Here is a 25,747-nt window from a genome sequence, read left to right on the forward strand (position 1 = left end):
TCGTTCTCCTCGTTACGGGCGGGAATGGGTGACGGCGGGCTCGTTGCCGCCGAGCAGCAGATAGAGCACGGCCATCCGGATCGAGACACCGTTGGCGACCTGCTCGACGGCCGTGCAGCGGCCGGAGTCGGCGACCTCCGCGGTGATCTCCATACCGCGGTTCATCGGGCCGGGATGCATCACGACGGAGTCCTCGGGCATCCGGCTCATCCGGTCGCCGTCCAGTCCGTAGCGGCGGGAGTACTCGCGCTCGGTCGGGAAGAACGCGGCGTTCATCCGCTCGCGCTGCACCCGCAGCATCATCACGGCGTCGGACGCGGGCAGCACCCGGTCCAGGTCGTACGACACCTCGCACGGCCAGTGCTCGACGCCGATCGGTACGAGCGTGGGCGGAGCGACCACCGTGACCTGGGCGCCGAGCGTGTGCAGCAGCAGAATGTTCGAGCGGGCGACACGGCTGTGCAGCACATCGCCGACGATGGTGACCCGCCGCCCGTCGAGGCCGCGCCCTATGCCCTGGTCGCCGCCGACCAGCCGGCGGCGCAGGGTGAAGGCGTCGAGCAGCGCCTGTGTGGGGTGCTCATGGGTGCCGTCGCCCGCGTTGACGACCGCGCCGTCGATCCAGCCGGAGGTGGCGAGCCGGTACGGAGCACCGGACGCGGGATGCCGGATGACGACGGCGTCGGCGCCCATCGCCTCCAGCGTCAGCGCGGTGTCCTTGAGCGACTCGCCCTTGGAGACGGACGAACCCTTGGCGGAGAAGTTGATGACGTCGGCCGACAGCCGCTTGGCGGCGGCCTCGAAGGAGATCCGGGTGCGGGTGGAGTCCTCGAAGAAGAGATTCACGACGGTACGGCCGCGCAGCGTCGGCAGTTTCTTGATGGGCCGGTCGGCGACCCGGGCCATCTCTTCCGCGGTGTCGAGGATCAGCACGGCGTCGTCACGGCTGAGATCGGCCGCAGAGATGAGATGGCCGGGTGTGCGGGGGCTTGCCCCTGGGAGGCGCAGCATCGGGAGAGTGCTCCGGTGTCTGGGTGTGCGGGCATGCGGGCGCCCGGAGGCGTCCGTACGGGGATCAGGACGTACGGAGGCAGGTGCTACTGCTCGCCGGACGTGACAGGCCGCTGGAGGCCGAGCAGCACGGTGTCCCGGCCGTCCTCCTCGGCGAGCTGGACCTTGACCGTCTCCCGCAGCGAGGTGGGGATGTTCTTGCCGACGTAGTCGGCGCGGATCGGCAGCTCGCGATGGCCGCGGTCGACCAGGACGGCGAGCTGGACGGCCCGGGGCCGGCCGATGTCGCCGAGGGCGTCGAGGGCGGCGCGGATGGTCCGGCCGGAGAAGAGCACATCGTCCACGAGGACCACGAGACGGCCGTCGACGCCGTCGACGGGAATGTCGGTGCGGGCCAGCGCGCGGGCGGGACGCAGCCGCAGATCGTCGCGGTACATGGTGATGTCGAGGGAGCCGACCGGGATCGAGCGTCCCGTGATCTCCGCGAGCTTGTCGGCCAGCCGGCGGGCCAGGAAGACACCGCGGGTCGGAATGCCGAGCAGCACCACGTCGTCGGCGCCCTTGGCGCGTTCGACAATCTCGTGGGCGATACGGGTCAGGGCCCGCGCGATGTCGGGAGCCTCCAGCACGGGGCGCGCGGCGCCGGAGCTGTCGGCCGAGGAATCTGTCGTGTCTGTGTCCATAGGAACCATGGCGGAACAGACCTCCTTCTCCGCCTCACGGGACGGACTTTAAAGGACGTCGGATTTACGCCACTCAGGCTAGCAGGGCGTCCGTCGAACACCTGGTGGCACCCCCTCGGAAGGCAGTCAGGAGGCGGCGGAAAGCCTTGCGGGAAGCCGGTCGGGGATCCCTCGGCTTGACGCATCCAAGTAACGCTGCGTAACCTCACAGTGAGTTACCAGACTTCGTCCGGGGAGCTATATGTCCAGCGAATACGCAAAGCAGCTCGGGGCCAAACTCCGCGCCATCCGCACCCAGCAGGGCCTCTCGCTCCATGGGGTGGAGGAGAAGTCCCAGGGCCGCTGGAAGGCAGTGGTGGTCGGTTCGTACGAGCGTGGCGACCGTGCCGTGACGGTGCAGCGCCTCGCCGAGCTGGCGGATTTCTACGGGGTCCCCGTGCAGGAACTGCTTCCTGGCACGACGCCCGGCGGAGCCGCCGAGCCGCCGCCGAAGCTCGTCCTCGACCTGGAGCGGCTGGCCCATGTGCCGCAGGAGAAGGCGGGCCCGCTCCAGCGGTATGCGGCGACGATCCAGAGCCAGCGCGGTGACTACAACGGCAAGGTGCTGTCGATCCGCCAGGACGATCTGCGCACGCTGGCCGTGATCTACGACCAGTCGCCGTCGGTCCTGACCGAGCAGCTCATCAGCTGGGGCGTTCTCGACGCGGACGCCCGCCGCGCGGTGGCCCACGAAGAGGGCTGACCGAATCCGGCATAACAGCCGATATAACAGCAGAAACGTCACCTCCGGGGGACGGTCCCGTACTGCCCGCGGGACCGTCCCCCGGCGCGTCCGGCACGCCCGGCGCAGCCATACCTTCAAGCGCCGGACGGGCCTGAGCCCGTCCGGCGCTTGAGGACACAGCACAGCGTCCGTCCGGCGCCCGTCCGGCGTTGAGGGCAGGTACCTGCCCGTCCGGTGCCTCAGGCGCGGCGCAGGCTCGGTTTGAGGTCCTTGAAGCGGCCGAGCAGCCCGTTCACGAAGGACGGGGAGTCGTCGGTGGAGAACTCCCTGGCGAGCTGGACCGCCTCGTCGATCACGACCGCGTCCGGGGTGCCGTCCACCCACACCAGCTCATAGGCGCCGAGCCGCACGATGTTCCGGTCCACGACCGGCATCCGGTCCAGCGTCCAGCCCACCGAGTAGGTGGAGATGAGGTCGTCGATACGGTCCGCGTGCTCCGCGTACCCCTCGACCAGCTCCATGGTGTACTCACCGACCGGCGGCTGACGGTCGTCGGTCCGGGCATGCCGTATCCAGTCGGTGAGAACCGTCTGCACGGACGCCCCGCGCTGGTCGGCCTCGAAAAGAATCTGGAAAGCGCGCTTACGGGCGTTGCTCCGGGCAGCCACGGTTAGCTGTTCACCCGGCCGAGGTACTCGCCGGAGCGGGTGTCGACCTTGATCTTCTCACCCGTGGTGATGAAGAGCGGAACGCCGATCTCATAACCGGTCTCCAGCGTGGCCGGCTTGGTGCCGCCGGTGGAGCGGTCGCCCTGGACGCCCGGGTCGGTGTGCTGGATGGTCAGCTCGACGGCGGCGGGCAGCTCGACATAGAGCACCTCGCCCTCGTGCGTGGCGACGCTGGCGGTGAAGCCCTCCAGCAGGAAGTTGGCGGCGTCACCGACGGCCTTGCGGTCGACCATGAGCTGGTCGTAGGTCTCCATGTCCATGAAGACGAAGTACTCGCCGTCCATGTACGAGAACTGCATGTCGCGGCGGTCAACGGTGGCCGTCTCGACCTTCACGCCGGCGTTGAAGGTCTTGTCGACGACCTTGCCGGAGAGCACGTTCTTCAGCTTGGTGCGCACGAAGGCCGGGCCCTTGCCGGGCTTGACGTGCTGGAACTCGACGACGGACCAGAGCTGGCCCCCGTCGAGCTTGAGCACCAGGCCGTTCTTGAGGTCGTTCGTGGAAGCCACGGTTGCGGAATCTCCTGGACTGAAAGCTGGTGGACGACCGAGGGTGTGCGCGGTGCCTGGGCACTAGAGCGCGAGCAGTTCCTTGGTCGTGATGGTGAGTAGCTCGGGTCCGCCGTCCGCCTCGGGGCGGACGACGAGCGTGTCATCGATCCGGACACCGCCCCGGCCCGGGAGGTGGACCCCCGGTCCGACGGTGACCGGCACACAAGCGTCCAGTTTACCCATGGCAGCGGGGGCGAGCTGCGGGTCCTCGTCGATTTCGAGTCCGACGCCATGTCCCGTACGGGGTGCGAGCCGCTCGCCGTGCCCTGCGGCCTCCAGCGGCTGCCGGGTCGCGCGGTCCACATCGCGGTAGCCGGCGCTCGGTACAAGAGCCTCCCGACCTGCCCGTTGTGCCGAGAAGACCAGCTCGTACAGCTCGATCTGCCAGTCGGCGGGAGAGGTTCCGATGACAAACGTACGGCCGATCAGACACCGGTATCCGCGGTAGTCGGCGCCGAGGCCGACGGAGAGGAAATCGCCCTCCTCGACCCGTCGGTCCGAGGGATGGTGGCCGCCGCGGCCGGAGTTGGGCCCGGTGGCCACGGTGGTCGGGAACGCCGGGCCGTCGGCGCCGTGGTCCACGAGCCGCCGCTCCAGCTCCAGCGCGAGATGCCGTTCGGTACGGCCGACCAGGATCGATTCCAGCAGTTCGCCCAGTGCCTGGTCGGCGATCTCGGCCGCGATCCGCAGACAGGCGATCTCGCCCTCGTCCTTGACGATCCGCAATTGCTCCACCGCGCAGCCCAGATCCGCGAGGCGCAGCCGTGGCGCGACGGAGCCGATGGCCCGGTGTGCGGCGACGGTCAGATGGTGTTCCTCGACGGCGAGCGAGGTGGCGGCGGACGGGATGAGCACGCCCGCGGCGGCGACCACGGGATCGCCGACGGTGGACAGGACGGTGAGCCCGAGCTGGTCGTCCAGCCGCGCTTCGACGTTCTCGCCGGCGTGGGTACGCGGGCAGAGCAGCGTGTCCTCGCCGGGACCGAGGAGCAGTACGGCACCGGGCGGCGCAGCGCCCGCGAGATAGCGGACGTTCGCGGGCCGCGAGATCAGCGCGGCGGCGTTGCCCGCCGCGGAGCACCGGTCACGCAACCGATCGCGGCGGACCGCGAACACGTCTGACATGACCTGAGCGTATGAGCGGGCGCGTGACCCGGCCGGTTCAGCGCGTCCGACCGGGGGGACCGGGGCCGTGGACGGGCATGTGAGGGCACGGCCGGGCATGAGCAGGACGCCCGTACGCGCGGAAGGGCGCTCACCAGCTCGGCGGGCTCGCCAGGGCTCGGGCCAGGACATCGTCGAGTATCCGGGCGGTGGTCTCCACGTCGTACTTGGAGTTGTCGATGATGGGCAGCCCCGAGCCGTACCAGCCGGCCATCCGGCCGTGGATGCCCGCCACCTCCTCGTCGGAGAGTCTGCGGTTGCCGGTGCGTTCGGCGTTGCGCTCCAGCACGATCTCCAGTCCCGGCAGCAGGACGACCGGCAGCAGACCGGGACCGACATGGCGCTTCCAGCCGCCGAGCCCGACGACCGGGCGGTCGGGGAAGACCGCGTCGTCAAGGATGCAGGAGATGCCGTTGGCCAGGAAGTTCCGCGCGGCGAAGCCGCAGGTGCGGCGGGCCAGCCGGTACTGCGCCTCGGAGTGGTCGTTCCAACCGCTCTGCGGATCGGCGAAGCCCGAGCAGACCCACTCGCGGACATCGTCAAGGCTGATGTGCGCGGTGGGCACACGGCGGTTCATCGCCCAGTGGCGCGCGACGGTCGTCTTGCCCGCGCCGGCCGGACCGATGAGCAGGACGGCGAGAGTCGCGGTGCCCGTGCCTCCGCCGGGAGCGGGCGGCGGCGCGGGGATCGGCACCAGGCCGCCGGGCGGCAGCTGGACATGCCCGGTGGAGTCCGGAGGCGGCGGCGGACCGGCGGGCGGTCCGGGCGGCGGCACGGGCGCCTGCGGAGGCGCAGCGGCGGGATACGGCGCGGGAGGGGGGCCGGGAGGAAGTCCGGGAGCCTGCCGCGGCCCTGGCGCCTGATGCTGTCCCGGGACCTGATGCGGCCCGGGAGGCTGCTGCCGGCCCGGCACCTGGTGCGGTCCCGTCCAGCCCGGAGCGGGCTGCTGTCCCTGTCGCGGCGGCTGCGGGGCCCCGGGCCCCGTCGGCGGGCCGGGAGGAGGAGCCTGGTGCGCCCATCCGCCTGCGTGCTGCATCCGGTGCCACTCCGTCTCGTACGACTGACGCTCTGGGCGGCCCCGCGGGCCAACGCGTTACCGAACGGTACCGCTCCCGGCCGCCGCACGGGCGACGGCCGGGGTCCGTATCCTGGCCCCGACTGCCGGAAGCCGCCGATCCGGACAGGGCCGAGGCGCTCGTCACACGTCTCGTCACCTGTCGACCTGTCGCGATGGCCCGTCAGCCGGTCGGCACCTCCGACTCAGCACCTCAGCTCGTCAGTTCCTCCGCGAGCGCCCGCAGCGCGAGACGGTACGAGCCGATCCCGAAGCCCGCGACCGTACCGCTCGCGACGGCCGCGACCACCGAGGTGTGCCGGAACTCCTCGCGGGCGTACGGATTCGAGATATGCACCTCGATCAGCGGCGCGGTGCGCTGCGCCGCCGCGTCCCGCATGCCGTACGAGTAGTGCGTGAAGGCGCCCGGGTTGAGAACGACCGGGATCGCACCGTCCGCGGCCTCGTGCAGCCATCGGATCAGCTCGCCCTCGTCGTTGGTCTCCCGTACGTCGACATCGAAGCCCAGCTCCTTGCCGAGCGTCCGGCAGACATCGACCAGTCCGGCGTACGACGTGGCCCCGTACACATCCGGCTCGCGCGAGCCGAGCCGGCCGAGGTTGGGGCCGTTGAGCACGAAGACCCGCCGGCTCACGCCGACACCTCCCCGTACGCGGCGAGCAGCACCGCCGGGTCGGGGCCCTCCAGCACGGTGGGCTTGGCGAGACCGTCCAGCACGATGAAGCGCAGCAGATCGCCGCGGGACTTCTTGTCGACCTTCATCGTCTCCAGCAGCCTGGGCCACTGGTCACCGCGGTAGGTCAGCGGCAGCCCGACGGACTCCAGTACGGAGCGGTGCCGGTCGGCGGTCGCGTCGTCCAGGCGCCCGGCCAGCCGGCCCAGTTCGGCCGCGAAGACCATGCCGACCGAGACGGCCGCGCCGTGCCGCCACTTGTAGCGCTCGTTCTTCTCGATGGCGTGCGCCAGGGTGTGGCCGTAGTTGAGGATCTCGCGCAGACCGGACTCCTTGAGGTCGTTGGAGACGACCTCGGCCTTGACCCGGATCGAGCGCTCGATCAGCTCGGCGGTGTGCGCGCCCGACGGTGTGCGGGCGCCCTCGGGATCGGCCTCGACCAGATCGAGGATGGCCGGGTCCGCGATGAAGCCCGCCTTGATGATCTCGGCCATCCCGCTGACGTAGTCGTTCACACCGAGCGAGTCCAGCGCGGCGAGATCGCAGAGGACACCGGCCGGCGGATGGAAGGCGCCGACGAGGTTCTTGCCCTCGGCGGTGTTGATCCCGGTCTTGCCGCCCACCGCCGCGTCGACCATGGCGAGCACGGTGGTCGGTACGGCGATCCAGCGCACACCACGCAGCCAGGACGCCGCCACGAACCCGGCCAGATCGGTGGTGGCTCCACCGCCGACACCGACGATCACATCGGTCCGGGTGAAACCGGTCTGCCCGAGCGCCTTCCAGCAGTACGCCGCGACCTCGACGGTCTTGGCCTCCTCCGCGTTGGGCACCTGGATGGCGACGGCCTCGTATCCCTGGTCGGCGAGATCCTGGCGCAGCGCCTCGCCCGTCCCGGCGAGCGCCTCGGGATGTACGACCGCGACCCGGCGGGCCTTCTGGCCGATGAGAGCGGGCAGCTCCCCCAGCAGCCGTCGGCCGACCAGCACCTCGTACGGGTCGTGCCCGGCGGTGCCGCCGACCTGGATACGGGTGACTGCCTGGTCCGTCATACCTGCTTCTCCTTGCCGGAAGTCCGGGACTCTTCCCCGGGGTGCCCGGGCTCTTCTCCGGGGTTCTGCTTCAGCCCGAGTGCGTCGAGGACCGCGTCGGCGACCTCCTCGGGTGTCCGGTCGTCGGTCGCGACCACCACGCGTGCCACATCCGTGTAGTGATGGCGGCGGGCGTCCATCAGCTCCTTCCACTGCTTGCGCGGATTGACCACCAGCAGCGGGCGCGCGGTGTTCAGCCCGACGCGCTTGACGGCCTCGCCGACCTCGACCGACAGATAGACGACGGGCAGTCCGGTGAGCAGTTCGCGGGTGGAGGCGTCGAGGACCGCGCCGCCGCCGAGCGCCAGCACGCCCGGGTGCTCGGCGACCGCCGTCCGTACCGCCACACGCTCCAGCTCGCGGAAGTACTCCTCACCGCTCTCGATGAAGATGTCCGAGACCGGCTTGGCCTGCGCGGCGACGATATCGGCGTCGCTGTCGCGGAAGCCCGTACCGAGCCGTTCCGCGAGCAGCTCGCCCACGGTGGTCTTGCCGACGCCCATCGGACCGACCAGGACGACGACCGGTCCGGCCGCCGGCTCCTGCGCGCTCATCGGATCTGGAGGTTGTCGAGGTACGCGCGGACATTGCGGCGCGTCTCCGGGACGCTGTCGCCGCCGAACTTCTCGGCGACCGCGTCCGCGAGAGTCAGCGCCACCATGGCCTCGGCGACGATGCCCGCGGCCGGCACGGCACATACGTCGGAGCGCTGGTGGTGGGCCTTCGTGGCCTCGCCCGTGACCACATCGACGGTGGCGAGCGCCCTCGGCACGGTCGCGATGGGCTTCATCGCGGCCCGTACGCGCAGCAGTTCACCGGTCGTCAGCCCGCCCTCGGTACCGCCGGAGCGGCCGGACGCGCGCCTGATGCCGTCCTCGGTCGCCACGATCTCGTCGTGCGCCCGCGATCCCGGCACCCGCGCCAGCCCGAAGCCGTCGCCGATCTCGACGCCCTTGATGGCCTGGATGCCCATCAGTGCGGCGGCGAGCCGCGAGTCCAGCCTGCGGTCCCAGTGGACGTGCGAGCCGAGACCGACCGGCACGCCGTACGCCAGGACCTCCACGACACCGCCGAGCGTGTCGCCGTCCTTGTGGGCCTGGTCGATCTCGGCGACCATCGCCTTGCTCGCGTCCGCGTCCAGACAGCGCACCGGATCGGCGTCCAGCCGCTCCACATCGGCGGGCGTCGGGTAGACACCGTACGGAGCCTTGGCCTCCGCCAGCTCCACCACATGGGACACGACCTCGATCCCGGCGGTCTCCTTGAGATACGAGCGGGCCACCGCGCCGAGCGCGACACGCGCCGCGGTCTCCCGGGCGCTGGCCCGCTCCAGGACCGGCCGTGCCTCGTCGAAGCCGTACTTCTGCATTCCGGCGAGATCGGCGTGACCGGGCCTGGGCCTGGTCAGCGGCTCATTGCGGGCGAGCCCGGCGAGCACGTCCGGATCGACCGGATCGGCCGCCATGACCTGCTCCCACTTGGGCCACTCGGTATTGCCGACCATGATCGCGACGGGCGATCCCATGGTCAGACCGTGGCGTACACCGCCGAGGAAGGTGACCTCGTCACGCTCGAACTTCATACGCGCGCCACGTCCGTAGCCGAGGCGCCGACGGGCGAGATGGTCCGCCACCATGTCCGTGGTGATCGGCACACCGGCGGGAAGCCCCTCCAGCGTCGCCACGAGTGCGGGTCCGTGCGACTCCCCTGCGGTCAGCCAGCGCAACCTGCTCAACGGTGCTCCTCATGCTCGCGCCCTCGACTGGTGGTGGCGCGACCGGTGCGCGGCCCTGGCCCGCCATCTCCGATCCTCCCACGGCCCAGGGGACGAACCGCCCTCACGTCCAGCGAACGGACACAACCGGAACGCACACCGCCGGACACGGTCCGCGCGGCCGGAGAAGGCCCTAACGGCTCTCCAGTGCCTGTTCGCCCGCCTTGCGCATCAGGGCGAGCGGCACGGGTGAGCGGCCCGTCATCTGCTCGACCTGGAGAACGGCCTGGTGTACGAGCAGGTCGAGGCCGGATACGACCGGGCCGCCGCGGGCCGACCAGGCGGCGGCGAGCGCGGTGGGCCAGGGCTCGTACAGCACGTCGAAGAGTGTGCCCGGCCGGTCGGGAACGAGAGGCGCCAGCGCGTCGGTGGTGCCCGCCGGCGTGGTCGCGATCACCAGAGGCGCCTCGAAGGCCTCGGCCGCGTCCGTCCAGGCCGCGGTACGGATCCCGACGCCGAGCCGCTCGCCCCAGCCGCGCATCTCGGCCGCGCGGGCCTCGCTGCGTACATACGCCGTGACCTGGCCCGTACAGATCCGGGAGAGAGCCGCGAGGGCGGACGAGGCGGTGGCGCCCGCGCCCAGGATCGCCGCGGAGCCGACCGTACGGACACCTCGCTCGTCCAGCGCGGCGATCATGCCGGGGATATCGGTGTTGTCTCCCGTGCGCCGGCCGTCCTCGCCGAGGACGACCGTGTTGACCGCCTCCACCGAGGCCGCCGTGGCGGTGATGTCGTCCAGCAGCGGGATGACGGCGCGTTTGAGCGGCATGGTCAGCGAGAGCCCGGCCCACGAGCCGTCGCCGCGCAGCCCTTCGAGAAAGCCGGGCAGCCCGGCCTCGGCCACCTCGAACCGGTCGTAGGACCAGTCCGTGAGGCCGAGGCCGGCGTAAGCCGCCCGGTGCAGCACCGGCGAGAGCGAGTGCGCGATGGGCGACCCGAGAACCGCCGCCCGCCTGCGTGGATTCACCGCTTCGGGGTCTCCTTCTGGCTTTCCTTCAGATACTCGGCGCGGTTGCGCTCGTGCTCCTCGTTGGTCTCGGCGAAGAGCGTCTTGTCCTCGGTGATCGAGACGAAGTAGTACCAAGGACCGGGCGCCGGGTCGAGCGCCGACTGAAGGGCTTCGGCTCCCGGGTTCCCGATGGGACCGGGCGGGAGGCCCTTGATGTCGTACGTGTTGTACGGATCCTTGAGCTTCCGCAGATTGTCGACCGCACCGATGTCCAGTGTGCTCTGGGCCTTGATGTAGTTGACCGTGGAGTCGAATTCCAGACGGCCGACCGTTTCGGTGTTGTCCGGTTCCAGACGGTTGTAGACGACGCGGGCGACCTTGTCGAAGTCGTGCTTGTACTTGCCCTCCGCCTGGACGAGGCTCGCGACGGTGATCACTTCGAGCGGCGACTTGAGACCCAGCTTGTCGGCCTCGGCCTCCAGATCCACCTTGCTGTACTCGGCGGCTGCGCGGGCGACCATCTTCTTCAGGATGGCCTCCGGCTTCATGCCCTTGGCGACCGGGTAGCTCGCCGGGAACAGGAAGCCCTCCAGCGGGTCCTTGATGTCCTTGGAGCCCTTCGCCCAGGACGGCAGCCCGAGGTTCTTGGCCTGCGCCTTGGCGACCGCCGCGGTCGAGCCCTTCTTGAGTTCGAGCCGCTTGTCCATCTGCTCGTAGACCCAGACATTGCGCTTGCCCTCGGGAATGATCAGCGCGTTGTGGCTGGCGGGGCTGAGCATCGTCTTCACGGCCTGGGCCGCGGACATGCCCTTGCTGAGCGTGTAGACGCCCGCCTGGATCGAGTTGCCCTTGGGGTTCTGCCGCTGAGCGGCGACGAACGCGCCCTGGCTCTTGACGACACCGCTCTTCACCAGGATCGAGGCGATCTCATAGCCGCCGGCGCCCTGCGGGATCTCCACCTGGACCGAGCCCGAGCCCTCGCCCACGAAGTCCGGCGGCGCGCCGAACTTGTCCTGGAGGAACTGGTAGCCGACATAGCCGACGCCGCCGACACCGCCGACCAGCACCACGCTCATGAACAGACAGGCGAAGCCGTTGTGGCTCTTCTTCTTGGTCCTGACACGGCGGTCCCGGCCGTTGCCGCGGCGGTCGGAGCCCGGTTCGTCCCGCTCACCGTCGGCGCCGTCGTTGTCGTCGTCGCCCGTGAAGAAGGGATGGCTCTCGTCCTCCTGGCCTTCCTCCCACTCGCTGCCGGGCTCGGGCTCGGCCTTGCGCTGCGCCGGAGGCTGTGGCGGCGGATATGCGTCGGGAGTGCCGTAGTAGTCCTGGTTGGAGCCGTAGCCGACGTCCTGCCCACCGTCGTAGGGCCCGGCGGGATTCCCGGCGTACGGCATGGTGGCCTGCTGGCCGGTGTCCCAGGCGCCGTTGTACTGCGGATCGTTGTACTGAGGCTGCTGGTGCTGTTGCTGGGGATGCTGGGGGTGCACCTGCTGCTGGGGGTGCTGAGGATGCGCCTGCTGCTGGGGATGGTGTGCCTGCTGCGGCTGCTGAGGGTGGTGCGCCTGTGGCTGCTGCGGGCCGCCGTACTGCTGCTGGGCGGCGTACTGCGGCTGCCCGGCCTGCTGCCCCAGATGCGGCTGCTGCTGCGGCTGCCCACTCTGCTGTTGGCCTCCATGTTGCTGGCCCACATGTGGCTGTCCGCCCTGTTGCTGCCCCATATGTGGCTGCCCGGCCTGCTGCTGGCCGTACTGCTGTGGGTGGTACTGCTGCTGGTACGGGTCCTGCCCTGGCCCGTACTGCGTCTGGGGCTGCGCGTGCTGCTGCGGGTACTGCTGCTGCGGCTGCCCGCCGTAAGGAGCCTGGCCGTCGCCGGCCTGCTGTGCTCCCCACCCCGGGTCCCCGTACAGGGGGTCCTCGGGGTGCCACGGTTCGGAGCCGGGGCCCCGGCCATAGTCAGTCATCGATCCCCTAGAGCCGCGAGGCGGCGGTGGCTGAGCGGTGGCACGGCATCCGGTTCGCCTCTTTGCTGTGCGGCGGCTGTTCGAACACCACCGCATCGCGCGGAACGTTACCGTATCGCGATCAGATGACCACTTCGACGCCCTCACCCGGTGGCTCACCAGAGACCCGTTCGGCCTCCAGCGCGCTCTGAAGGATGACAACCGCCGCCACTTGGTCGATAACGGACCGGCCTTTTCTGGACTTCACGCCCGAAGCGCGCAGTCCCTGACCGGCCGTCACTGTGCTCATCCGCTCGTCGACCAGTCGTACCGGCAGCGGCGCGACGCCTCTGGCCAGCTCCTGTGCGAACACACGTACCTTCGCCGCGGCCGGTCCCTCGCCTCCGCTGAGGGACCTGGGCAGCCCGATCACCACCTCGACCGGTTCGTACTCCTCGACAAGCTGGCGCAGCCGCCGGTGGGCGGCCGGGACATCGCGTCCCGGCACGGTCTCCACCGGCGTGGCGAGAATCCCGTCGGGATCGCACGAGGCGACTCCGATCCGGGCGTCCCCGACATCGATCGCGAGCCGGCGTCCCCGTCTCATCCGCGATCAGATCCCTTCCGGGCCGTACGCCGCGCCCGCGCCGCTCACGCGGTCTCGGCGACGAGGCGCTCGACCGCGGCCACGGCGTCCCCGATGGCGTCGGCGTTCTGGCCGCCGCCCTGGGCCACGTCCGGCTTGCCGCCACCGCCGCCGCCGAGCGTCTTGGCAGCGATACGGACCAGGTCACCGGCCTTGAGACCGCGCCGACGAGCGGCCTCGTTGGTGGCGATGACCGTCAGCGGACGCCCGTTGGCCGTGGTGAACAGGGCCACGACGGCCGGCCGGTCGGCGGCCCCGGACTGCTGGTCCAGCCGGCCGCGGACATCGAGGACCAGCTTGCGCAGATCGTCGGCCGAGGTGCCGTCCGGAACCTGTCCGGTGACCAGAGCCGTGCCGCGTACGTCGATGGCGCTCTGGGCCAGCCCGGCGGCGGCGGCGAGGACCTTCTCGGCGCGGAACTTCTCGATCTCCTTCTCGGCGTCCTTGAGCTTGGCGAGCATCCCGGAGATCTTCTCGGGCAGCTCCTCCGAGCGGCCCTTGACCAGCTCCTGGAGCTGGGCGACGACGGTGTGCTCCTTGGCCAGGAAGTTGTACGCGTCGACACCGACCAGGGCCTCGATACGCCGTACGCCCGAACCGATCGAGGACTCGCCGAGCAGCTTCACCAGACCGAGCTGGGCCGTGTTGCGGACATGCGTACCGCCGCAGAGCTCCTTGGAGAAGTCGCCGATGGTGACCACCCGGACCCGCTCGCCGTACTTCTCGCCGAACTCGGCGATGGCGCCCTGCTTCCTGGCCTCGTCGATGCCCATCACCTCGGCGTGGACATCCAGCTCCCGGGCGAGGACCTCATTGATCTTCTGCTCGACATCGAGCAGGACCGTGCCGGGTACGGCGGCGGGCGAACCGAAGTCGAAGCGGAAGCGGCCCGGCGAGTTCTCGGACCCGGCCTGGGCGGCCGTCGGACCGAGGGCGTCGCGCAGCGCCTGGTGCGTGAGGTGGGTGGCGCTGTGGGCACGGGCGATGGCGCGGCGGCGGTGCAGATCGATGGCGGCATAGGCGGAGGCGCCCACCGTCACCTCGCCGACCTGCACGGATCCCTTGTGCACGGAGACCCCGGGCACCGGCTGCTGGACATCGCGCACCTGCACGACCGCACCGGTGTCGAGCCTGATCCGGCCCTGGTCGGCGAGCTGGCCGCCGCCCTCGGCGTAGAAGGGCGTGCGGTCGAGCACGATCTCGACCTCGTCGCCCTCGGTGGCGGCGGGCGAGGGCACACCGTCGACCAGCAGTCCGACGATCGTGGACTCGCCCTCGGTGGCGGTGTAGCCGGTGAACTCGGTGGTGCCGCTGTCGTCGGCGACCGAGCGGTACGCGGAGAGATCGGCGTGGCCGGACTTCTTGGCCTTGGCGTCGGCCTTGGCCCGGTCGCGCTGCTCCTTCATCAGCCGGCGGAAGCCGTCCTCGTCCACGGACAGGCCCTGCTCGGCGGCCATCTCCAGGGTGAGGTCGATCGGGAAGCCCCAGGTGTCATGGAGCAGGAAGGCCTTGTCGCCGGAGAGGATCCGGCCGCCCGCGGCCTTGGTCTCGGTGACGGCCGTGTCGAGGATGTTCGTACCGCCCTTGAGGGCCTTGAGGAAGGCGGCCTCCTCGGCGACGGCCACCGTCTCGATACGCCGGCGGTCGGTCTCCAGCTCCGGGTACTGCTGTCCCATCGTCTTGATCACGACATCGGCGAGATCGGCGACGACCGGTTCCGTGGCACCGAGCAGACGCATATTGCGGATGGCACGGCGCATGATGCGGCGCAGCACATAGCCGCGTCCCTCGTTGCCCGGAGTGACTCCGTCACCGATGAGCATCACGGAGGTACGGATATGGTCGGCCACCACACGCAGCGCGACATCGGTGGTGTGGTCGGACCCGTACCGCACCCCGGTGAGCTCGGTGGCCTTGTCCATGACCACCCGCAGGGTGTCGGTCTCGTACATGTTCTGTACGTCCTGAAGGATCATGGCGAGACGTTCGAGGCCGAGACCGGTGTCGATGTTCTTGGACGGCAGGTCGCCGAGGATCTCGAAGTCCTCCTTCGAGGTGCCCTCACCGCGCTCGTACTGCATGAAGACCAGGTTCCAGATCTCCACGTACCGCTCGTCGTTGACGGCCGGGCCGCCCTCGATGCCGAACTCGGGACCGCGGTCGTAGTTGATCTCCGAGCAGGGACCGCAGGGCCCGGGGACGCCCATCGACCAGAAGTTGTCCTTCTTGCCCAGCCGCTGGATGCGCTCGGCCGGTACGCCGATCTTCTCCCGCCAGATCTGCTCGGCCTCGTCGTCGTCCAGATAGACGGTGATCCACAGCCGCTCGGGATCGAGCCCGTATCCACCGTCGGCCACGGGAGTGGTGAGCAGCTCCCAGGCGTAGGTGATCGCGCCTTCCTTGAAGTAGTCGCCGAAGGAGAAGTTGCCGCACATCTGGAAGAAGGTGCCGTGCCGGGTGGTCTTGCCGACCTCTTCGATGTCCGGCGTACGGACGCACTTCTGGACACTGGTGGCGCGCGGCGCGGGCGGCTTGACCTCGCCGAGGAAATACGGCTTGAAGGGCACCATGCCCGCCGGGACGAGCAGCAGAGTCGGGTCGTCCGCGATGAGCGACGCCGAAGGCACGACGGTGTGCCCGCGCTCCTCGAAGAAGCTCAGCCAGCGGCGGCGGATTTCAGCCGACTCCATCAGTGGTCCTCATTCCGGTTGTGCGGGTTGTAGGTGTGTGCGGTCCCGGTACGGTGCGTGGTCCCGGTGCGTTCGGTGTGTTCGATGGCGGCCAGCCGCCGGGGCGCGGGAAGCGCGCGGTCGACCGGCGCCTCCAGGCCCAGCGCCTCGCCCAGCTCGGCTTCGCGCCGCGCCATGCCCGCTCTTACGTCAACAGCGAATTCCCTCACCTTGTGCCCGGCGTCGATCGCCTTGTTCGCCGCCTGGGCGGCGAGGCTCTCCGGAGTGAGCTGCCTGAGCTTGCGGTGGACCTTGGTGGTGGCCCAGACGCCGGCTGCGGCGCCCGCGGTGAACCAGAACGTACGGCGGAGCATCGCTGCGTCAGCCCTTCTTGTTCCTGCGCCGGGCGGACGGGAGCGTACGGCCGACGACCACCCTGCGGCGGTCGGCCGGCTCCGTGGGCCCGTCCGGCGCGGCGGCCGTTCCTCTGCGTCCCATGGCCCGGCGTACGCCGTAGCCGAACGCCGCGACCTTGACGAGAGGTCCGCCGAAGGTCGAGGCGACCGTCGTGGAGAGCGCCGAGGCGTTGGAGGTGACTTCCTGGACGTCCGTCGCGATGGCGTCGACACGGTCGAGCTGGGTCTGCGCGGAGCGGACCGTCGCGGAGGCGTCGGCCAGCAGCGGCACTGCCTGCTCGGTCACCTCGGCCACGAGCCTGGTGGTCGCCCTGAGCGTCTGGGCCAGCCTCACCAGCACCACGGCCAGGAAGGAGACCAGGATGGCCCAGAACACGGCCACCAGGATCCCGGCAACCTCTCCACCGGTCACGCCGCACCGCTCCCTGATAGTCGACGGTCTTCTGGAAGGCGACTGGAAAGTCGTCCTCCGACCCTATCGCGCCGGAGGTCACGCCCCGTACCGCATTACGAGGTCACGGGACGGGAGTTGCCGCGCAGGATTGTACGGAGTGCTGCCGGGTGAGTACTCTGCGTGTCCCATGCGACGGTCCTTCCGCTCCGGTCCTTCCGCCGACGCGCCTGCCCCGGTTCCCGGCAATCTTCCCGCCGAGCTGAACCGCTTCGTCGGGCGCGACGAAGAGCTGTCCGGCCTGGCGCGGCGGCTCGGTGAGTCCCGGCTGGTCACGGTGGTGGGAGTCGGCGGTGTGGGCAAGACACGGCTGGCGCTGCGAGCCGCCGAGGCCCTGAAGAAACGCTACTGCGATGGTGTCTGGCTGGCCGAGACCGGTGCGCTCCGCGATCCCGAGCTGCTGGCGCACTCCCTGGTCGAGGCGCTCGGGCTGACGGACCAGAGCGGCAGGCCGCCGCGCCGGGTGCTGGCCGAGCATCTCGCCACGCGCCGGCTACTCCTGGTGCTCGACGGATTCGAGCAGCTCGTCGACGCGTGCGCCGAGCTGGTACGGGAACTGCTGCGCCGGGCACCGGAGTTGACTGTGCTCGCGGTGGGCAGGCGTCCGCTGCGGCTGGAAGGCGAGCTGGTCTTCGGGCTCGATCCGCTGCCGGAGCGCGACGCGGTCCTGCTCTTCGCCGACCGGGCCGCCGCCGGATCTCCCGACTTCCGGCTGACCGAGGCCCGGGAGAGCGCCGTACGGGAGCTGTGCCGGCGCCTCGACGGAATCCCGCTCGCGGTGGAGCTGGCGGCGGGACGGCTGCACGTGCTCTCGGTGGAGCAGATCCTCGCCCGGATCGACGACCGCTTCCGGGTGCTCACCGAGGGCAGCCGAGGCGCGCCGGTGCGCCATCGGACGCTCAGGACCGCGATCGGCTGGAGCCATGAGCTGTGCACCGCGCCGGAGCGGCTGCTGTGGGCGCGGCTGTCGGTCTTCGCGGGCCCTTTCGACCTGGAGGCGGCCGAATACATCTGCGGCGGGCCCGAGTTACCGGCCGAGAGCGTGCTCGACGCGCTCGCCGGGCTGATCGCCCAGTCGCTGGTCGTACGGGAGGAGACACCGGCCGGAGTGCGCTACCGGATGCTGGCGACGGTCGCCGCGTACGGCGCCGAGTGGCTGGCGGCCCTGGCGGACACCGTACGGATGCGCCGTCGGCACCGCGATTGGTACATGGGGCTCGCGACCTGGTACGAGCTGGACTGGTTCAGCCCGCGCCAGGCCGAGGTCGCGGCCGGAGCGGAGAGCGCGATGCCCAATCTGCGGGCCGCGCTGGAGCTCTGTCTGGAGACGCCCGACGAGGCGCATCTCGGCCAGCATCTCGCGGGCACGCTCTGGTTCTACTGGGTCGGCTGCGGACGGCTCTCCGAAGGGCGGCACTGGCTGGGCCGGGCGCTCGCCCTGGACTCCCCGTACGACGAGTCACGGCTCAAGGCGCTGTGGGTGCTGGGCTATGTGGCCGTCCTCCAGGGCGACAGCACGACGGCGACGGGTGCGCTGCACGAGTGCCGGGAGGAGGCGGTCCGTACGGACAACGCGCTGGCCGGTGCGTACGCCGTGCACCGGCTGGGCTGTCAGGCGCTGCTGTCGGACGACATGCCGCGGGCCGAGCGGCTGCTGCGCTCGGCGCTCACCGCCTACCGGGAGCTGGGCGAGCTGAACAGCAATGTGCTGATGGGCCAGACCGAGCTGGCCATGTCGCTGGTCTTCCAGGGAGATCTGGACGCGGCTGTCGCGCTGTGCACGGAGGTCCGCGAGATCTGCGAGGACAGCGGTGAGCGCTGGTCGCGGGCGTATGCGCTGTATGTGCTGGCCTACGCGCACTGGACCCGGGGCGAGCAGACCGAGGCACGCGCGCTGGTCATGGAGTCGATCAGCATCCACCATCTCTTCCACGATCTGGTGGGACTGGTGCTCTCGGTCGAACTGCTGGCTCTGGTGACGGCGAGCGAGGGCGATCCGGCGGAGGCGGCGGTGCTCCAGGGCGCCGCGTCCGGGCTGTGGGAGTCGATCGGCCCGCCGCTGTTCGGATCGGGATACTTCAGCGGGCCGCGGATGCTCTGCGAGCGGCAGGCGAGCGAGCTGCTGGGCGCGGCGGAGTACGCGGAGTACGAGAGCGAGGGACGCGGACTCCCGGTGGACGCGGCCGTGCGCAGGGCGCTCGCCGAACGGCCGGGCCCGGCGGCGGTGCCACGCCAGTCGTCCGGTACGCGCAGGCCGTCCCGTACCACGCGAAAGCCCGCCGGCTCTCCCACCGGCAAGGGCGGGGAGACGGCGGGCTGAGGCGCGGCACATGGAGTGCCTGCGCGAAGTGCCGCGGAATCAGGCGCTGTTGAGCTGCCGGATCCGGATCAGCGGGCGTAGTACTCGACGACGAGCTGCTCGTCGCAGATGACCGGGATTTCCTTGCGCTGCGGGTCACGGTCCAGGCGGAACGCCAGGGCCTTCAGATTGACCTGGAGGTAGCGCGGCGTCTCGCCGTCGGTGTCGTAGCCACCTTCGCGCGCGACCTGGAAGGGAACCTTGTCGCGGCTGCGCTCGCGGACCATCACCACGTCGTCGGGACGGACGCGGAAGGACGGCTTGTCAACCTTGCCGCCGTTGACCTCGATGTGGCCGTGGACGACCATCTGGCGGGCCTGGTAGATGGTGCGGGCGATGCCCGAACGCAGCACCAGCGCGTCGAGACGGCGCTCCAGCTCGACGACCAGGGCCTCGCCCGTCTTGCCCTCGGCCTTCTTGGCGCGGTCGTAGGCACGGGCCATCTGGCGCTCGCTGATGTCGTACTGGGCGCGCAGACGCTGCTTCTCCAGCAGACGGACCTTGTAGTCACTGTTCTGCTTGCGTCCACGACCGTGCTCACCCGGCGGGTAAGGACGGGCCTCGAAGTACTTGACGGCCTTCGGCGTCAGCGCGATACCGAGCGCACGGGACTTCTTGACCTTGGGACGCGACTGGTTAGGCACGTTCTCCAGACCTCCATTGTAGGTTAGGTTAGGCTCACCTTACTTAAGGAGATCGCATGTCTCGCTCCGGGAACACCACGCGCATCACAGACAGCAGCCTCGACGCGCAGGGCACCGATTCGACGGAGGTCCGATCAGCTCATGGTCAGCCGCGTCCCAGCGGGCTTGAAATCGATCGGATGCCGTCAGCAGCCGAACGCACACGAACTCTCGTACAGGGTACATGCTCGGCGGTGCTGCTCGTCCCGGGCCTGGACGGGACAGAGCCCTGCCAGATCGTGCCCGACACACGGACCGTCGGGCCCGACGGAGAGGTGCTGCTCGTCTTCCCGGCCGGCTCTCCCGCCGTACGGGCCGCCACGCGCGCGCCGGAGGGCGGGCTGAGCGCGGTGCTGGAGCTCACGGATGTCGCACCGGTCTCCGTGCCTCACCGTATCCGGGGCCGTGCCCGGCTCTCCGGACCGCTCACCGTGCAGGCAGGCCCGGCCGAGCCTGGGCGTACAGCTCTGCGGCTGACGGTGACCGAGGCGTCCGTGGACGATCTCTGGGGCGCGGCCGAGGTGGCGCCCGAGGACTTCGCGGCGGCCGTGCCGGATCCGCTGACAGAGCACGAGGCGGAGCTGCTCCAGCATCTCCACTCCGCGCACAGCGCCGAGGTACGGACGCTGCGCGGACTGCTCGGCGAGCGCTCCGGTGCCCTGTCGGCGGCCGGGACCGTGGCCGTACCGGTCGGGCTCGACCGCTTCGGGCTGCGGGTCCGCTTCACCGGCGTCCAGTGCTTCGACGCCCGCTTCGACTTTCCCGAGCCGGTACAGAGCATGAGCGAGCTGCGCCGGGCCATGCACGCGCTCTTCGACGCGGCCTCGCACTGAGACCATCGGATCCGGGACGGCCAGATCCGAGGCCGCCGGATTCGAGACCGTCCGATCAGCCGCCGTCGCCGCGCAGCCGCTCGCGGACCTTGTCCACCACGTCCGCGTACCGCGCCTCGGCTCCGTACCGCGTGGGCTCGTAGTAACGCCTGCCCTGCACGCCGTCCGGAGCGTACTGCTGGGCGGCGACACCACCGGGCACGTCATGCGGATAGACATAGCCCTGGGCATGGCCGAGCTTGGCCGCGCCCTTGTAGTGGCCGTCGCGTAGATGGGCCGGGACCGGTCCCGCCAGTCCCTTCCGTACATCCTCCAGCGCCGCCGAGATCGCGGTGGTGGCCGCGTTCGACTTCGGCGCGAGCGCCAGCGCGATGGTGGCGTGGCTCAGGGTGAGGGCGGCCTCCGGGAAGCCGATCATGGCCACGGCCTGGGCTGCGGCGACCGCTGTGGGCAGGGCGGTGGGATCGGCGAGACCGATGTCCTCGCTCGCCGAGATCATCAGCCGGCGAGCGATGAACCGTGGATCCTCTCCCGCGTCGATCATCCGGGCCAGATAGTGCAGCGCCGCGTCCACGTCGGAGCCTCTGATCGACTTGATGAGCGCGCTCGCCACGTCGTAATGCTGGTCGCCCTGGCGGTCGTAGTTCACCGCCGCGCGGTCGACGGTCTCCTCCACCGTCTTGAGGGCGACCTCGGCCTCGCCCTTGTCGAGCGCGGCGCCGGCCGCGGCCTCCAGGGCGGTCAGCGCACGGCGGGCGTCGCCGCCCGCGATCCGCAGCAGATGCGCCTCGGCGTCCTCGGGCAGAGTGAGGGCACCGCCGAGACCGCGCTCCTCGGTGAGCGCCCGCCGCAGCAGACCGCGCAGATCGTCGTCCGTCAGCGGCTCCAGCGTGAGCAGCAGGGAGCGCGAGAGCAGCGGGGAGATCACCGAGAAGTACGGATTCTCGGTGGTGGCGGCGATGAGCGTCACCCAGCGGTTCTCCACGGCGGGCAGCAGGGAGTCCTGCTGGGCCTTGCTGAAGCGGTGGATCTCGTCCAGGAAGAGGACGGTGTCCTTGCCGAAGCCGCCGGAGGCCCGGCGGGCTCCGTCGATGACGGCCCGTACCTCCTTGACGCCCGCGGTGATCGCGGACAGCTCCACGAAGCGCTTGTTGGTCGCCTTGGAGACCACATACGCGAGCGTCGTCTTACCGGTGCCCGGCGGGCCCCAGAGGATCACGGACGAAGGTCCGGCCGGACCGCCGCCGCCTTCGCCCACCAGCCGGCGCAGCGGTGATCCGGGCTTGAGCAGATGCGCCTGGCCGACGACTTCGTCAAGGACGCGCGGGCGCATCCGGACGGCCAGAGGGCTGCTGGACGGATCCTTCTCCTGGCGTTCTTCGGCCGCTGCGGTAAAGAGGTCGGGCTCCACGCGTTGAAGCCTATGCCAGACCACTGACAACGCAGGTCCGGGCGGTCCTGGCCGTGCGGTCGCCGGGCCGGCCCGGCCGCCGCCGACTCAGTTCGTGCCGCCGGCTCAGCTCGTGCCGCCCGCTCAGCTCGTCCAGAAGTCCCACCACCGGGTCAGGATGAGCATCCCGATGATCCCGATGTGCAGTGCGGGCAGTACCCAGGTGAACTCGCCGAGGAAGCCGCGCAGCGCACCGGGCGCGGGCAGCACTCCATGGCGGACGTTGTGGGACGTCACGTACCAGAACATGGTGATCGTGGCGACCCAGGCCAGACAGCACCACAGGCAGAGCGCGTTGATGTTGTACAGGGACTGGTACTGGAGCCAGGTGCAGAAGCCGACACCGAAGAGCGTGCCCGCGTTGAGCCCGAGCCAGAACCAGCGCCGGTAGCGTGCCCCGGCCAGCAGTCCCACACCAATGGCGATCACCACGGCGTAGGTCACCAGCCCGAGCATCGGATTCGGGAAACCGAAGACCGACGCCTGCTCGCTCTTCATGACATTGCCGCAGGAGACCACGGGATTGAGACTGCATCCCGGCGTGAAGTTCGGATCCTCAAGCAGCTTGAACTTGTCGAGCGTGATCACCCACGCCGCCAGCAGCCCGGCGGCGCCCGTGATCACCAGCAGCAGCGCGAACGCCCGGCCGCCGCCGACCGTACCGGCGGCGCTCCGTTCCTCCCGCTCGGAGGAGACTTCGTCCAGTGCCGCACTCTTCATATCCGCCGTTCCCTCACTCCGGTGCCGTGGGGCACGCCGTCGTCCGCAGGCGGCGCGGACTCATTGTGCCCCACGGGTCTGTGGGTCCGGGGAGGGACCGAACGGCCCTCCCCGGGGCACTCAGCCGCGCAGCCGCCGTGTCAGCTCCGTCACCAGGGCGTCGAGCGCGACCGGCGCCTGCTCGCCGCTCTCCATGTCCTTGAGCTGGGCCACGCCCTCGGCGAGATCGCGCTCGCCCGCGACGATCGTGTAGCGGGCACCGGACCTGTTGGCGTTCTTCATGGCGCCCTTGAGGCCCTTGCCTCCGTACGCGAAGTCGGCGGCGACCCCGGCCCTGCGCAGCTCGGTGACCACGGCGAAGAGCCGCCGTCTGGCCTCCTCGCCCAGCGGGACCGCGAAGACACTGGTGGCGCCCGGCAGATCGAGCCGGATGCCCTCGGCCTCCAGCGCCAGCACCGTACGGTCCACACCGAGTGCCCAGCCGACGGACGGCAGCGCGGGACCGCCGATCATCTCGGAGAGTCCGTCGTACCGGCCGCCGCCGCCCACCGCGGACTGCGCGCCGAGACCGTCGTGGACGAACTCGAACGTGGTGCGTGTGTAGTAGTCGAGACCGCGGACGAGCCTCTCGTCGTCCTCGTACGCCACTCCCGCCGCGGTCAGCAGCTCCCTGACCTCTTCGTGGTACGCCTTGCACGCGTCGCACAGATAGTCGCGGAACAGCGGCGCCCCGACGAGCTGCTTCTGTACATCGGCGCGCTTGTCGTCGAGGACGCGCAGCGGATTGATCTCGATACGGCGGCGGGTGTCCTCGTCCAGGTCGAGAGCGCGCAGAAAGGCCTGGAGCGCCTCGCGGTAGACGGGCCGGCACTCCTTGTCGCCAAGGGAGTTGAGCAGGATGCGGAAGTTCCGCAGACCGAGCGAGCGGTACGCCTGGTCGGCCAGAATGATCAACTCGGCGTCCAGCGCGGGATCCTCGGCGCCGATCGCCTCGGCGCCGACCTGCGAGAAGTGGCGGTAACGGCCCTTCTGCGGGCGCTCGTAGCGGTAGTACGAGCCGGAGTACCAGAGTTTGACCGGCAGATTCCCGGCCTTGTGCAGATTGGCCTCCAGCGCGGCGCGCAGGACGGAGGCGGTGCCTTCGGGACGCAGCGCCAGCTTGTCGCCGCCCTTGGTCTCGAAGGCGTACATCTCCTTGGAGACAATGTCGGTGGACTCGCCGACACCTCGGGCGAACAGCTCGACGTTCTCGAAGCCGGGCGTCTCGACATAGCCGTAGCCGGAGTTCTTCAGCGGCGCGGAGATCGCCTCGCGCACCGCGAGGAAGACCGCGGAGTCGGGCGGGATCAGATCGTAGGTGCCCTTGGGGGCCTGGAAAGTGCTCATGGTGATCCGGTGTGTCACATTCCTCGTCGCGGAGCGGCGTCGGGGCCGCTTCCGTGGCCGGCGGCCACTTCCCTGAGATAGGGATTGGTGGCGCGCTCGCGGCCGATGGTCGTCTGGGGGCCGTGGCCGGACAGCACCACGGTCGAGTCGTCGAGCGGCAGGCACACACGGCCCAGCGACTCGATCATCTCGGCGTGGTCGCCACCGGGCATGTCGGTGCGTCCGACGGAGCCGGCGAAGAGCAGATCGCCCGAGAAGAGGACCGGCGGAACATCCGCCCCGCCGAACGCCTCGGGCATTCCGAACGCCACCGACCCCTTGGTATGGCCGGGCGCGTGCGCGACGGTCAACTCCAGGCCCGCCAGCCTCAGTTGCGCGCCGTCGGCGAGCTCCTGGACATCGTCCGGCTCCCCCACGGTCAGCTCGCCCATCAACGGCATCCCGATCGAGCGGCCGAGTGCCTTCTCCGGGTCGCTCATCATGTACCGGTCCGCGGGATGGATCCACGCCGGTACGTCATGGGCTCCGCACACCGGGACGACCGAGGCGACATGGTCGATGTGCCCATGGGTGAGGATGACGGCAACGGGCTTGAGCCGATGCTTCCTCACCGCGTCCTCGACACCCTGGGCGGCCTGATGGCCCGGGTCGATGATCACGCACTCCTCACCCGCGGCGGGGGCGACCAGATAGCAGTTGGTCCCCCAGGCCCCGGCGGGGAACCCGGCAATGAGCACGATCGTCCTTATATGTCGTCCGTCGGAGGAATGCAGCAGATCAGAGCCTACCGGCGCTGCTCATTCCACAGCCAACCCAGATACCGTACGGGGCTAGGTCGGACAGGACCTGCTGGGCCCGTACGTACGGCCGGACCGGCAGGATCACTTACACAACGAGGAGTAGACCCGGTGGTCAACAACGATCAGCGGCGGCGGCAGCTCGCCCGGGAGAAGTTCGAGCGGCAGCAGCAGCGCCGGACGGAGGCCAGGAAGAAGGCGAAGCGCCGCAACACCGTCATCGCCGCCGTACTGGCCGTCGTGGTCGTCGGCGGCGCCGCCGCGTGGGCCTCCGGCGGGCTGACCGGCGGCGACAGCGAGAACAAGGCGTCCTCGCCGGACGCCTCCGCGTCCACGTCCGCGGAGCCGACTCCGTCGCCGTCGGAGGCGGAGAGCAGCGCGCCCGCGCCGAAGATGGCGATCGACAAGTCGGCGAAGTACACACTGTCGCTCAAGACGAACCAGGGCGACATCGCGATCACGATGGACGGCAAGAAGACACCGGAGACGGTGAACTCCTTCAAGGCCCTCGCGGACAAGGGTTACTTCGACAACACGAAGTGTCATCGGCTGACCACGCAGGGCATCTTCGTCCTCCAGTGCGGCGATCCGAAGGGCGACGGGACCGGCGGTCCCGGCTACACGATCGCCGACGAGAATCTGACCGCCCTCGGCAAGCCGGCCGCGGACGGCACCGTCACGTACCCGGCGGGAACCGTGGCAATGGCCAATACCGGCCAGCCGCACACCGGCGGAAGCCAGTTCTTCCTGGTCTACAAGGACACCAAACTCCCGCCCAGCTACACGCCGTTCGGGACCATGGACGAGACCGGGCTCAAGACCGTGAAAGCGGTGGCAGAGGCCGGTGTGGACGGCGGTACGGGCGACGGCGCGCCCAAGAAGGCCGTCACCGTGGAGAAGGGCACGGTCGACAAGGCGTGACCCTCTGAATTTCGGCCGTGCTGAGTGCGGACAGCCGGGCGGCCGGTCGCCTA

General features: G+C 70.0%; 25 protein-coding genes. 4 read left to right on the forward strand and 21 right to left on the reverse strand.

What is annotated here, in order from left to right; genetic code table 11:
- Nucleotides 1-12: 12 nt before the first annotated feature.
- Nucleotides 13-1,011 carry an aspartate carbamoyltransferase catalytic subunit gene (locus ACFV6H_RS08675; protein ID WP_384777122.1) on the reverse strand — a complete coding sequence of 333 codons (999 nt, stop codon included), beginning with the start codon at nt 1,009-1,011 and terminating at the stop codon, nt 13-15.
- A gap of 86 nt (nt 1,012-1,097) precedes the next feature.
- Nucleotides 1,098-1,694, reverse strand: coding sequence for a bifunctional pyr operon transcriptional regulator/uracil phosphoribosyltransferase PyrR (gene pyrR, locus ACFV6H_RS08680; RefSeq protein WP_385540396.1), 597 nt, complete (start codon nt 1,692-1,694; stop codon nt 1,098-1,100).
- Between the two features lie 241 nt (nt 1,695-1,935).
- Here pyrR and bldD point away from each other — a divergent pair, with 241 nt between their 5' ends.
- Nucleotides 1,936-2,436 carry a transcriptional regulator BldD gene (gene bldD / locus ACFV6H_RS08685; protein WP_030355502.1) on the forward strand — a complete coding sequence of 167 codons (501 nt, stop codon included), beginning with the start codon at nt 1,936-1,938 and terminating at the stop codon, nt 2,434-2,436.
- Between the two features lie 221 nt (nt 2,437-2,657).
- On the opposite strand, the gene nusB is transcribed toward bldD, so the two are convergent.
- The 14 genes from nusB to ACFV6H_RS08755 all read right to left on the reverse strand — a co-directional run bounded on the left by nusB (nt 2,658) and on the right by ACFV6H_RS08755 (nt 16,506).
- Entirely contained in the window at nt 2,658-3,086 is a 429-nt protein-coding gene (gene nusB, locus ACFV6H_RS08690) for a transcription antitermination factor NusB (protein ID WP_385539936.1), read from the reverse strand.
- Between the two features lie 2 nt (nt 3,087-3,088).
- Nucleotides 3,089-3,655 carry an elongation factor P gene (efp, locus tag ACFV6H_RS08695; RefSeq protein WP_046501979.1) on the reverse strand — a complete coding sequence of 189 codons (567 nt, stop codon included), beginning with the start codon at nt 3,653-3,655 and terminating at the stop codon, nt 3,089-3,091.
- Between the two features lie 63 nt (nt 3,656-3,718).
- Nucleotides 3,719-4,822 carry an aminopeptidase P family protein gene (locus tag ACFV6H_RS08700; protein ID WP_385539938.1) on the reverse strand — a complete coding sequence of 368 codons (1,104 nt, stop codon included), beginning with the start codon at nt 4,820-4,822 and terminating at the stop codon, nt 3,719-3,721.
- 130 nt (nt 4,823-4,952) lie between these two features.
- Nucleotides 4,953-5,897: an AAA family ATPase gene (locus tag ACFV6H_RS08705; protein WP_385539940.1), complete on the reverse strand. Its 945-nt coding sequence runs from the start codon at nt 5,895-5,897 to the stop codon at nt 4,953-4,955.
- A 232-nt stretch (nt 5,898-6,129) separates the two neighbouring features.
- The gene (aroQ, locus tag ACFV6H_RS08710) at nt 6,130-6,570 is read right to left on the reverse strand and encodes a type II 3-dehydroquinate dehydratase (protein ID WP_093600312.1); all 441 of its coding nucleotides are present in this window, start codon (nt 6,568-6,570) and stop codon (nt 6,130-6,132) included.
- Nucleotides 6,567-7,661 (reverse strand): 3-dehydroquinate synthase, encoded by a 1,095-nt coding sequence (gene aroB, locus ACFV6H_RS08715; protein WP_385539942.1) that lies wholly within the window; start codon nt 7,659-7,661, stop codon nt 6,567-6,569. Before aroB ends, aroQ begins: the two co-directional genes overlap by 4 nt.
- A complete protein-coding gene (locus ACFV6H_RS08720; RefSeq protein WP_385539944.1) occupies nt 7,658-8,254 on the reverse strand; it encodes a shikimate kinase in 597 nt (198 codons plus the stop codon). Before ACFV6H_RS08720 ends, aroB begins: the two co-directional genes overlap by 4 nt.
- The gene (aroC, locus tag ACFV6H_RS08725) at nt 8,251-9,435 is read right to left on the reverse strand and encodes a chorismate synthase (protein WP_384777141.1); all 1,185 of its coding nucleotides are present in this window, start codon (nt 9,433-9,435) and stop codon (nt 8,251-8,253) included. The genes ACFV6H_RS08720 and aroC overlap by 4 nt, the downstream gene beginning before the upstream one ends.
- A 172-nt stretch (nt 9,436-9,607) precedes the next feature.
- Entirely contained in the window at nt 9,608-10,441 is an 834-nt protein-coding gene (locus tag ACFV6H_RS08730) for a shikimate dehydrogenase (RefSeq protein ID WP_385539947.1), read from the reverse strand.
- Nucleotides 10,438-12,384 (reverse strand): endolytic transglycosylase MltG, encoded by a 1,947-nt coding sequence (mltG, locus tag ACFV6H_RS08735; RefSeq protein WP_385539949.1) that lies wholly within the window; start codon nt 12,382-12,384, stop codon nt 10,438-10,440. Before mltG ends, ACFV6H_RS08730 begins: the two co-directional genes overlap by 4 nt.
- A 121-nt stretch (nt 12,385-12,505) precedes the next feature.
- Complete coding sequence (gene ruvX, locus ACFV6H_RS08740; protein ID WP_093600294.1) at nt 12,506-12,970, reverse strand: Holliday junction resolvase RuvX; 465 nt, start codon at nt 12,968-12,970, stop codon at nt 12,506-12,508.
- A 44-nt stretch (nt 12,971-13,014) separates the two neighbouring features.
- On the reverse strand, nt 13,015-15,699 hold the full coding sequence (alaS, locus tag ACFV6H_RS08745; protein WP_385539952.1) for an alanine--tRNA ligase: 2,685 nt from the start codon (nt 15,697-15,699) through the stop codon (nt 13,015-13,017).
- Nucleotides 15,699-16,052: a hypothetical protein gene (locus ACFV6H_RS08750; RefSeq protein WP_384976420.1), complete on the reverse strand. Its 354-nt coding sequence runs from the start codon at nt 16,050-16,052 to the stop codon at nt 15,699-15,701. The genes alaS and ACFV6H_RS08750 overlap by 1 nt, the downstream gene beginning before the upstream one ends.
- A 7-nt stretch (nt 16,053-16,059) precedes the next feature.
- Complete coding sequence (locus tag ACFV6H_RS08755; RefSeq protein WP_385539955.1) at nt 16,060-16,506, reverse strand: DUF948 domain-containing protein; 447 nt, start codon at nt 16,504-16,506, stop codon at nt 16,060-16,062.
- 169 nt (nt 16,507-16,675) lie between these two features.
- On the opposite strand from ACFV6H_RS08755, the gene ACFV6H_RS08760 reads away from it, so the two are divergent.
- Nucleotides 16,676-18,865 carry an ATP-binding protein gene (locus ACFV6H_RS08760; protein ID WP_385539957.1) on the forward strand — a complete coding sequence of 730 codons (2,190 nt, stop codon included), beginning with the start codon at nt 16,676-16,678 and terminating at the stop codon, nt 18,863-18,865.
- Nucleotides 18,866-18,933: 68 nt separating this feature from the next.
- Here the strand turns inward: ACFV6H_RS08760 and rpsD are convergent, their stop codons facing one another.
- The gene (gene rpsD / locus ACFV6H_RS08765) at nt 18,934-19,548 is read right to left on the reverse strand and encodes a 30S ribosomal protein S4 (RefSeq protein ID WP_046499535.1); all 615 of its coding nucleotides are present in this window, start codon (nt 19,546-19,548) and stop codon (nt 18,934-18,936) included.
- A gap of 179 nt (nt 19,549-19,727) precedes the next feature.
- On the opposite strand from rpsD, the gene ACFV6H_RS08770 reads away from it, so the two are divergent.
- Nucleotides 19,728-20,420: a DUF2470 domain-containing protein gene (locus tag ACFV6H_RS08770; protein ID WP_385539959.1), complete on the forward strand. Its 693-nt coding sequence runs from the start codon at nt 19,728-19,730 to the stop codon at nt 20,418-20,420.
- A gap of 55 nt (nt 20,421-20,475) precedes the next feature.
- Here ACFV6H_RS08770 and ACFV6H_RS08775 read toward each other — a convergent pair whose 3' ends face one another.
- The 4 genes from ACFV6H_RS08775 to ACFV6H_RS08790 all read right to left on the reverse strand — a co-directional run bounded on the left by ACFV6H_RS08775 (nt 20,476) and on the right by ACFV6H_RS08790 (nt 24,713).
- Nucleotides 20,476-21,831, reverse strand: coding sequence for a replication-associated recombination protein A (locus tag ACFV6H_RS08775; protein ID WP_385539961.1), 1,356 nt, complete (start codon nt 21,829-21,831; stop codon nt 20,476-20,478).
- A 123-nt stretch (nt 21,832-21,954) separates the two neighbouring features.
- The gene (locus ACFV6H_RS08780; protein ID WP_385539963.1) at nt 21,955-22,590 is read right to left on the reverse strand and encodes a vitamin K epoxide reductase family protein; all 636 of its coding nucleotides are present in this window, start codon (nt 22,588-22,590) and stop codon (nt 21,955-21,957) included.
- 120 nt (nt 22,591-22,710) lie between these two features.
- Nucleotides 22,711-23,976 carry a histidine--tRNA ligase gene (gene hisS, locus ACFV6H_RS08785; RefSeq protein WP_385539965.1) on the reverse strand — a complete coding sequence of 422 codons (1,266 nt, stop codon included), beginning with the start codon at nt 23,974-23,976 and terminating at the stop codon, nt 22,711-22,713.
- Nucleotides 23,977-23,990: 14 nt separating this feature from the next.
- On the reverse strand, nt 23,991-24,713 hold the full coding sequence (locus ACFV6H_RS08790; protein WP_385539967.1) for an MBL fold metallo-hydrolase: 723 nt from the start codon (nt 24,711-24,713) through the stop codon (nt 23,991-23,993).
- A 171-nt stretch (nt 24,714-24,884) separates the two neighbouring features.
- Between ACFV6H_RS08790 and ACFV6H_RS08795 the strand changes: the two genes are divergently transcribed.
- Nucleotides 24,885-25,694 (forward strand): peptidylprolyl isomerase, encoded by an 810-nt coding sequence (locus tag ACFV6H_RS08795; RefSeq protein ID WP_384976435.1) that lies wholly within the window; start codon nt 24,885-24,887, stop codon nt 25,692-25,694.
- The last annotated feature ends 53 nt before the right edge of the window (nt 25,695-25,747 follow it).

Source organism: Streptomyces sp. NPDC059743 (genome assembly GCF_042732975.1).
Classification (GTDB): Bacteria; Actinomycetota; Actinomycetes; order Streptomycetales; family Streptomycetaceae; genus Streptomyces.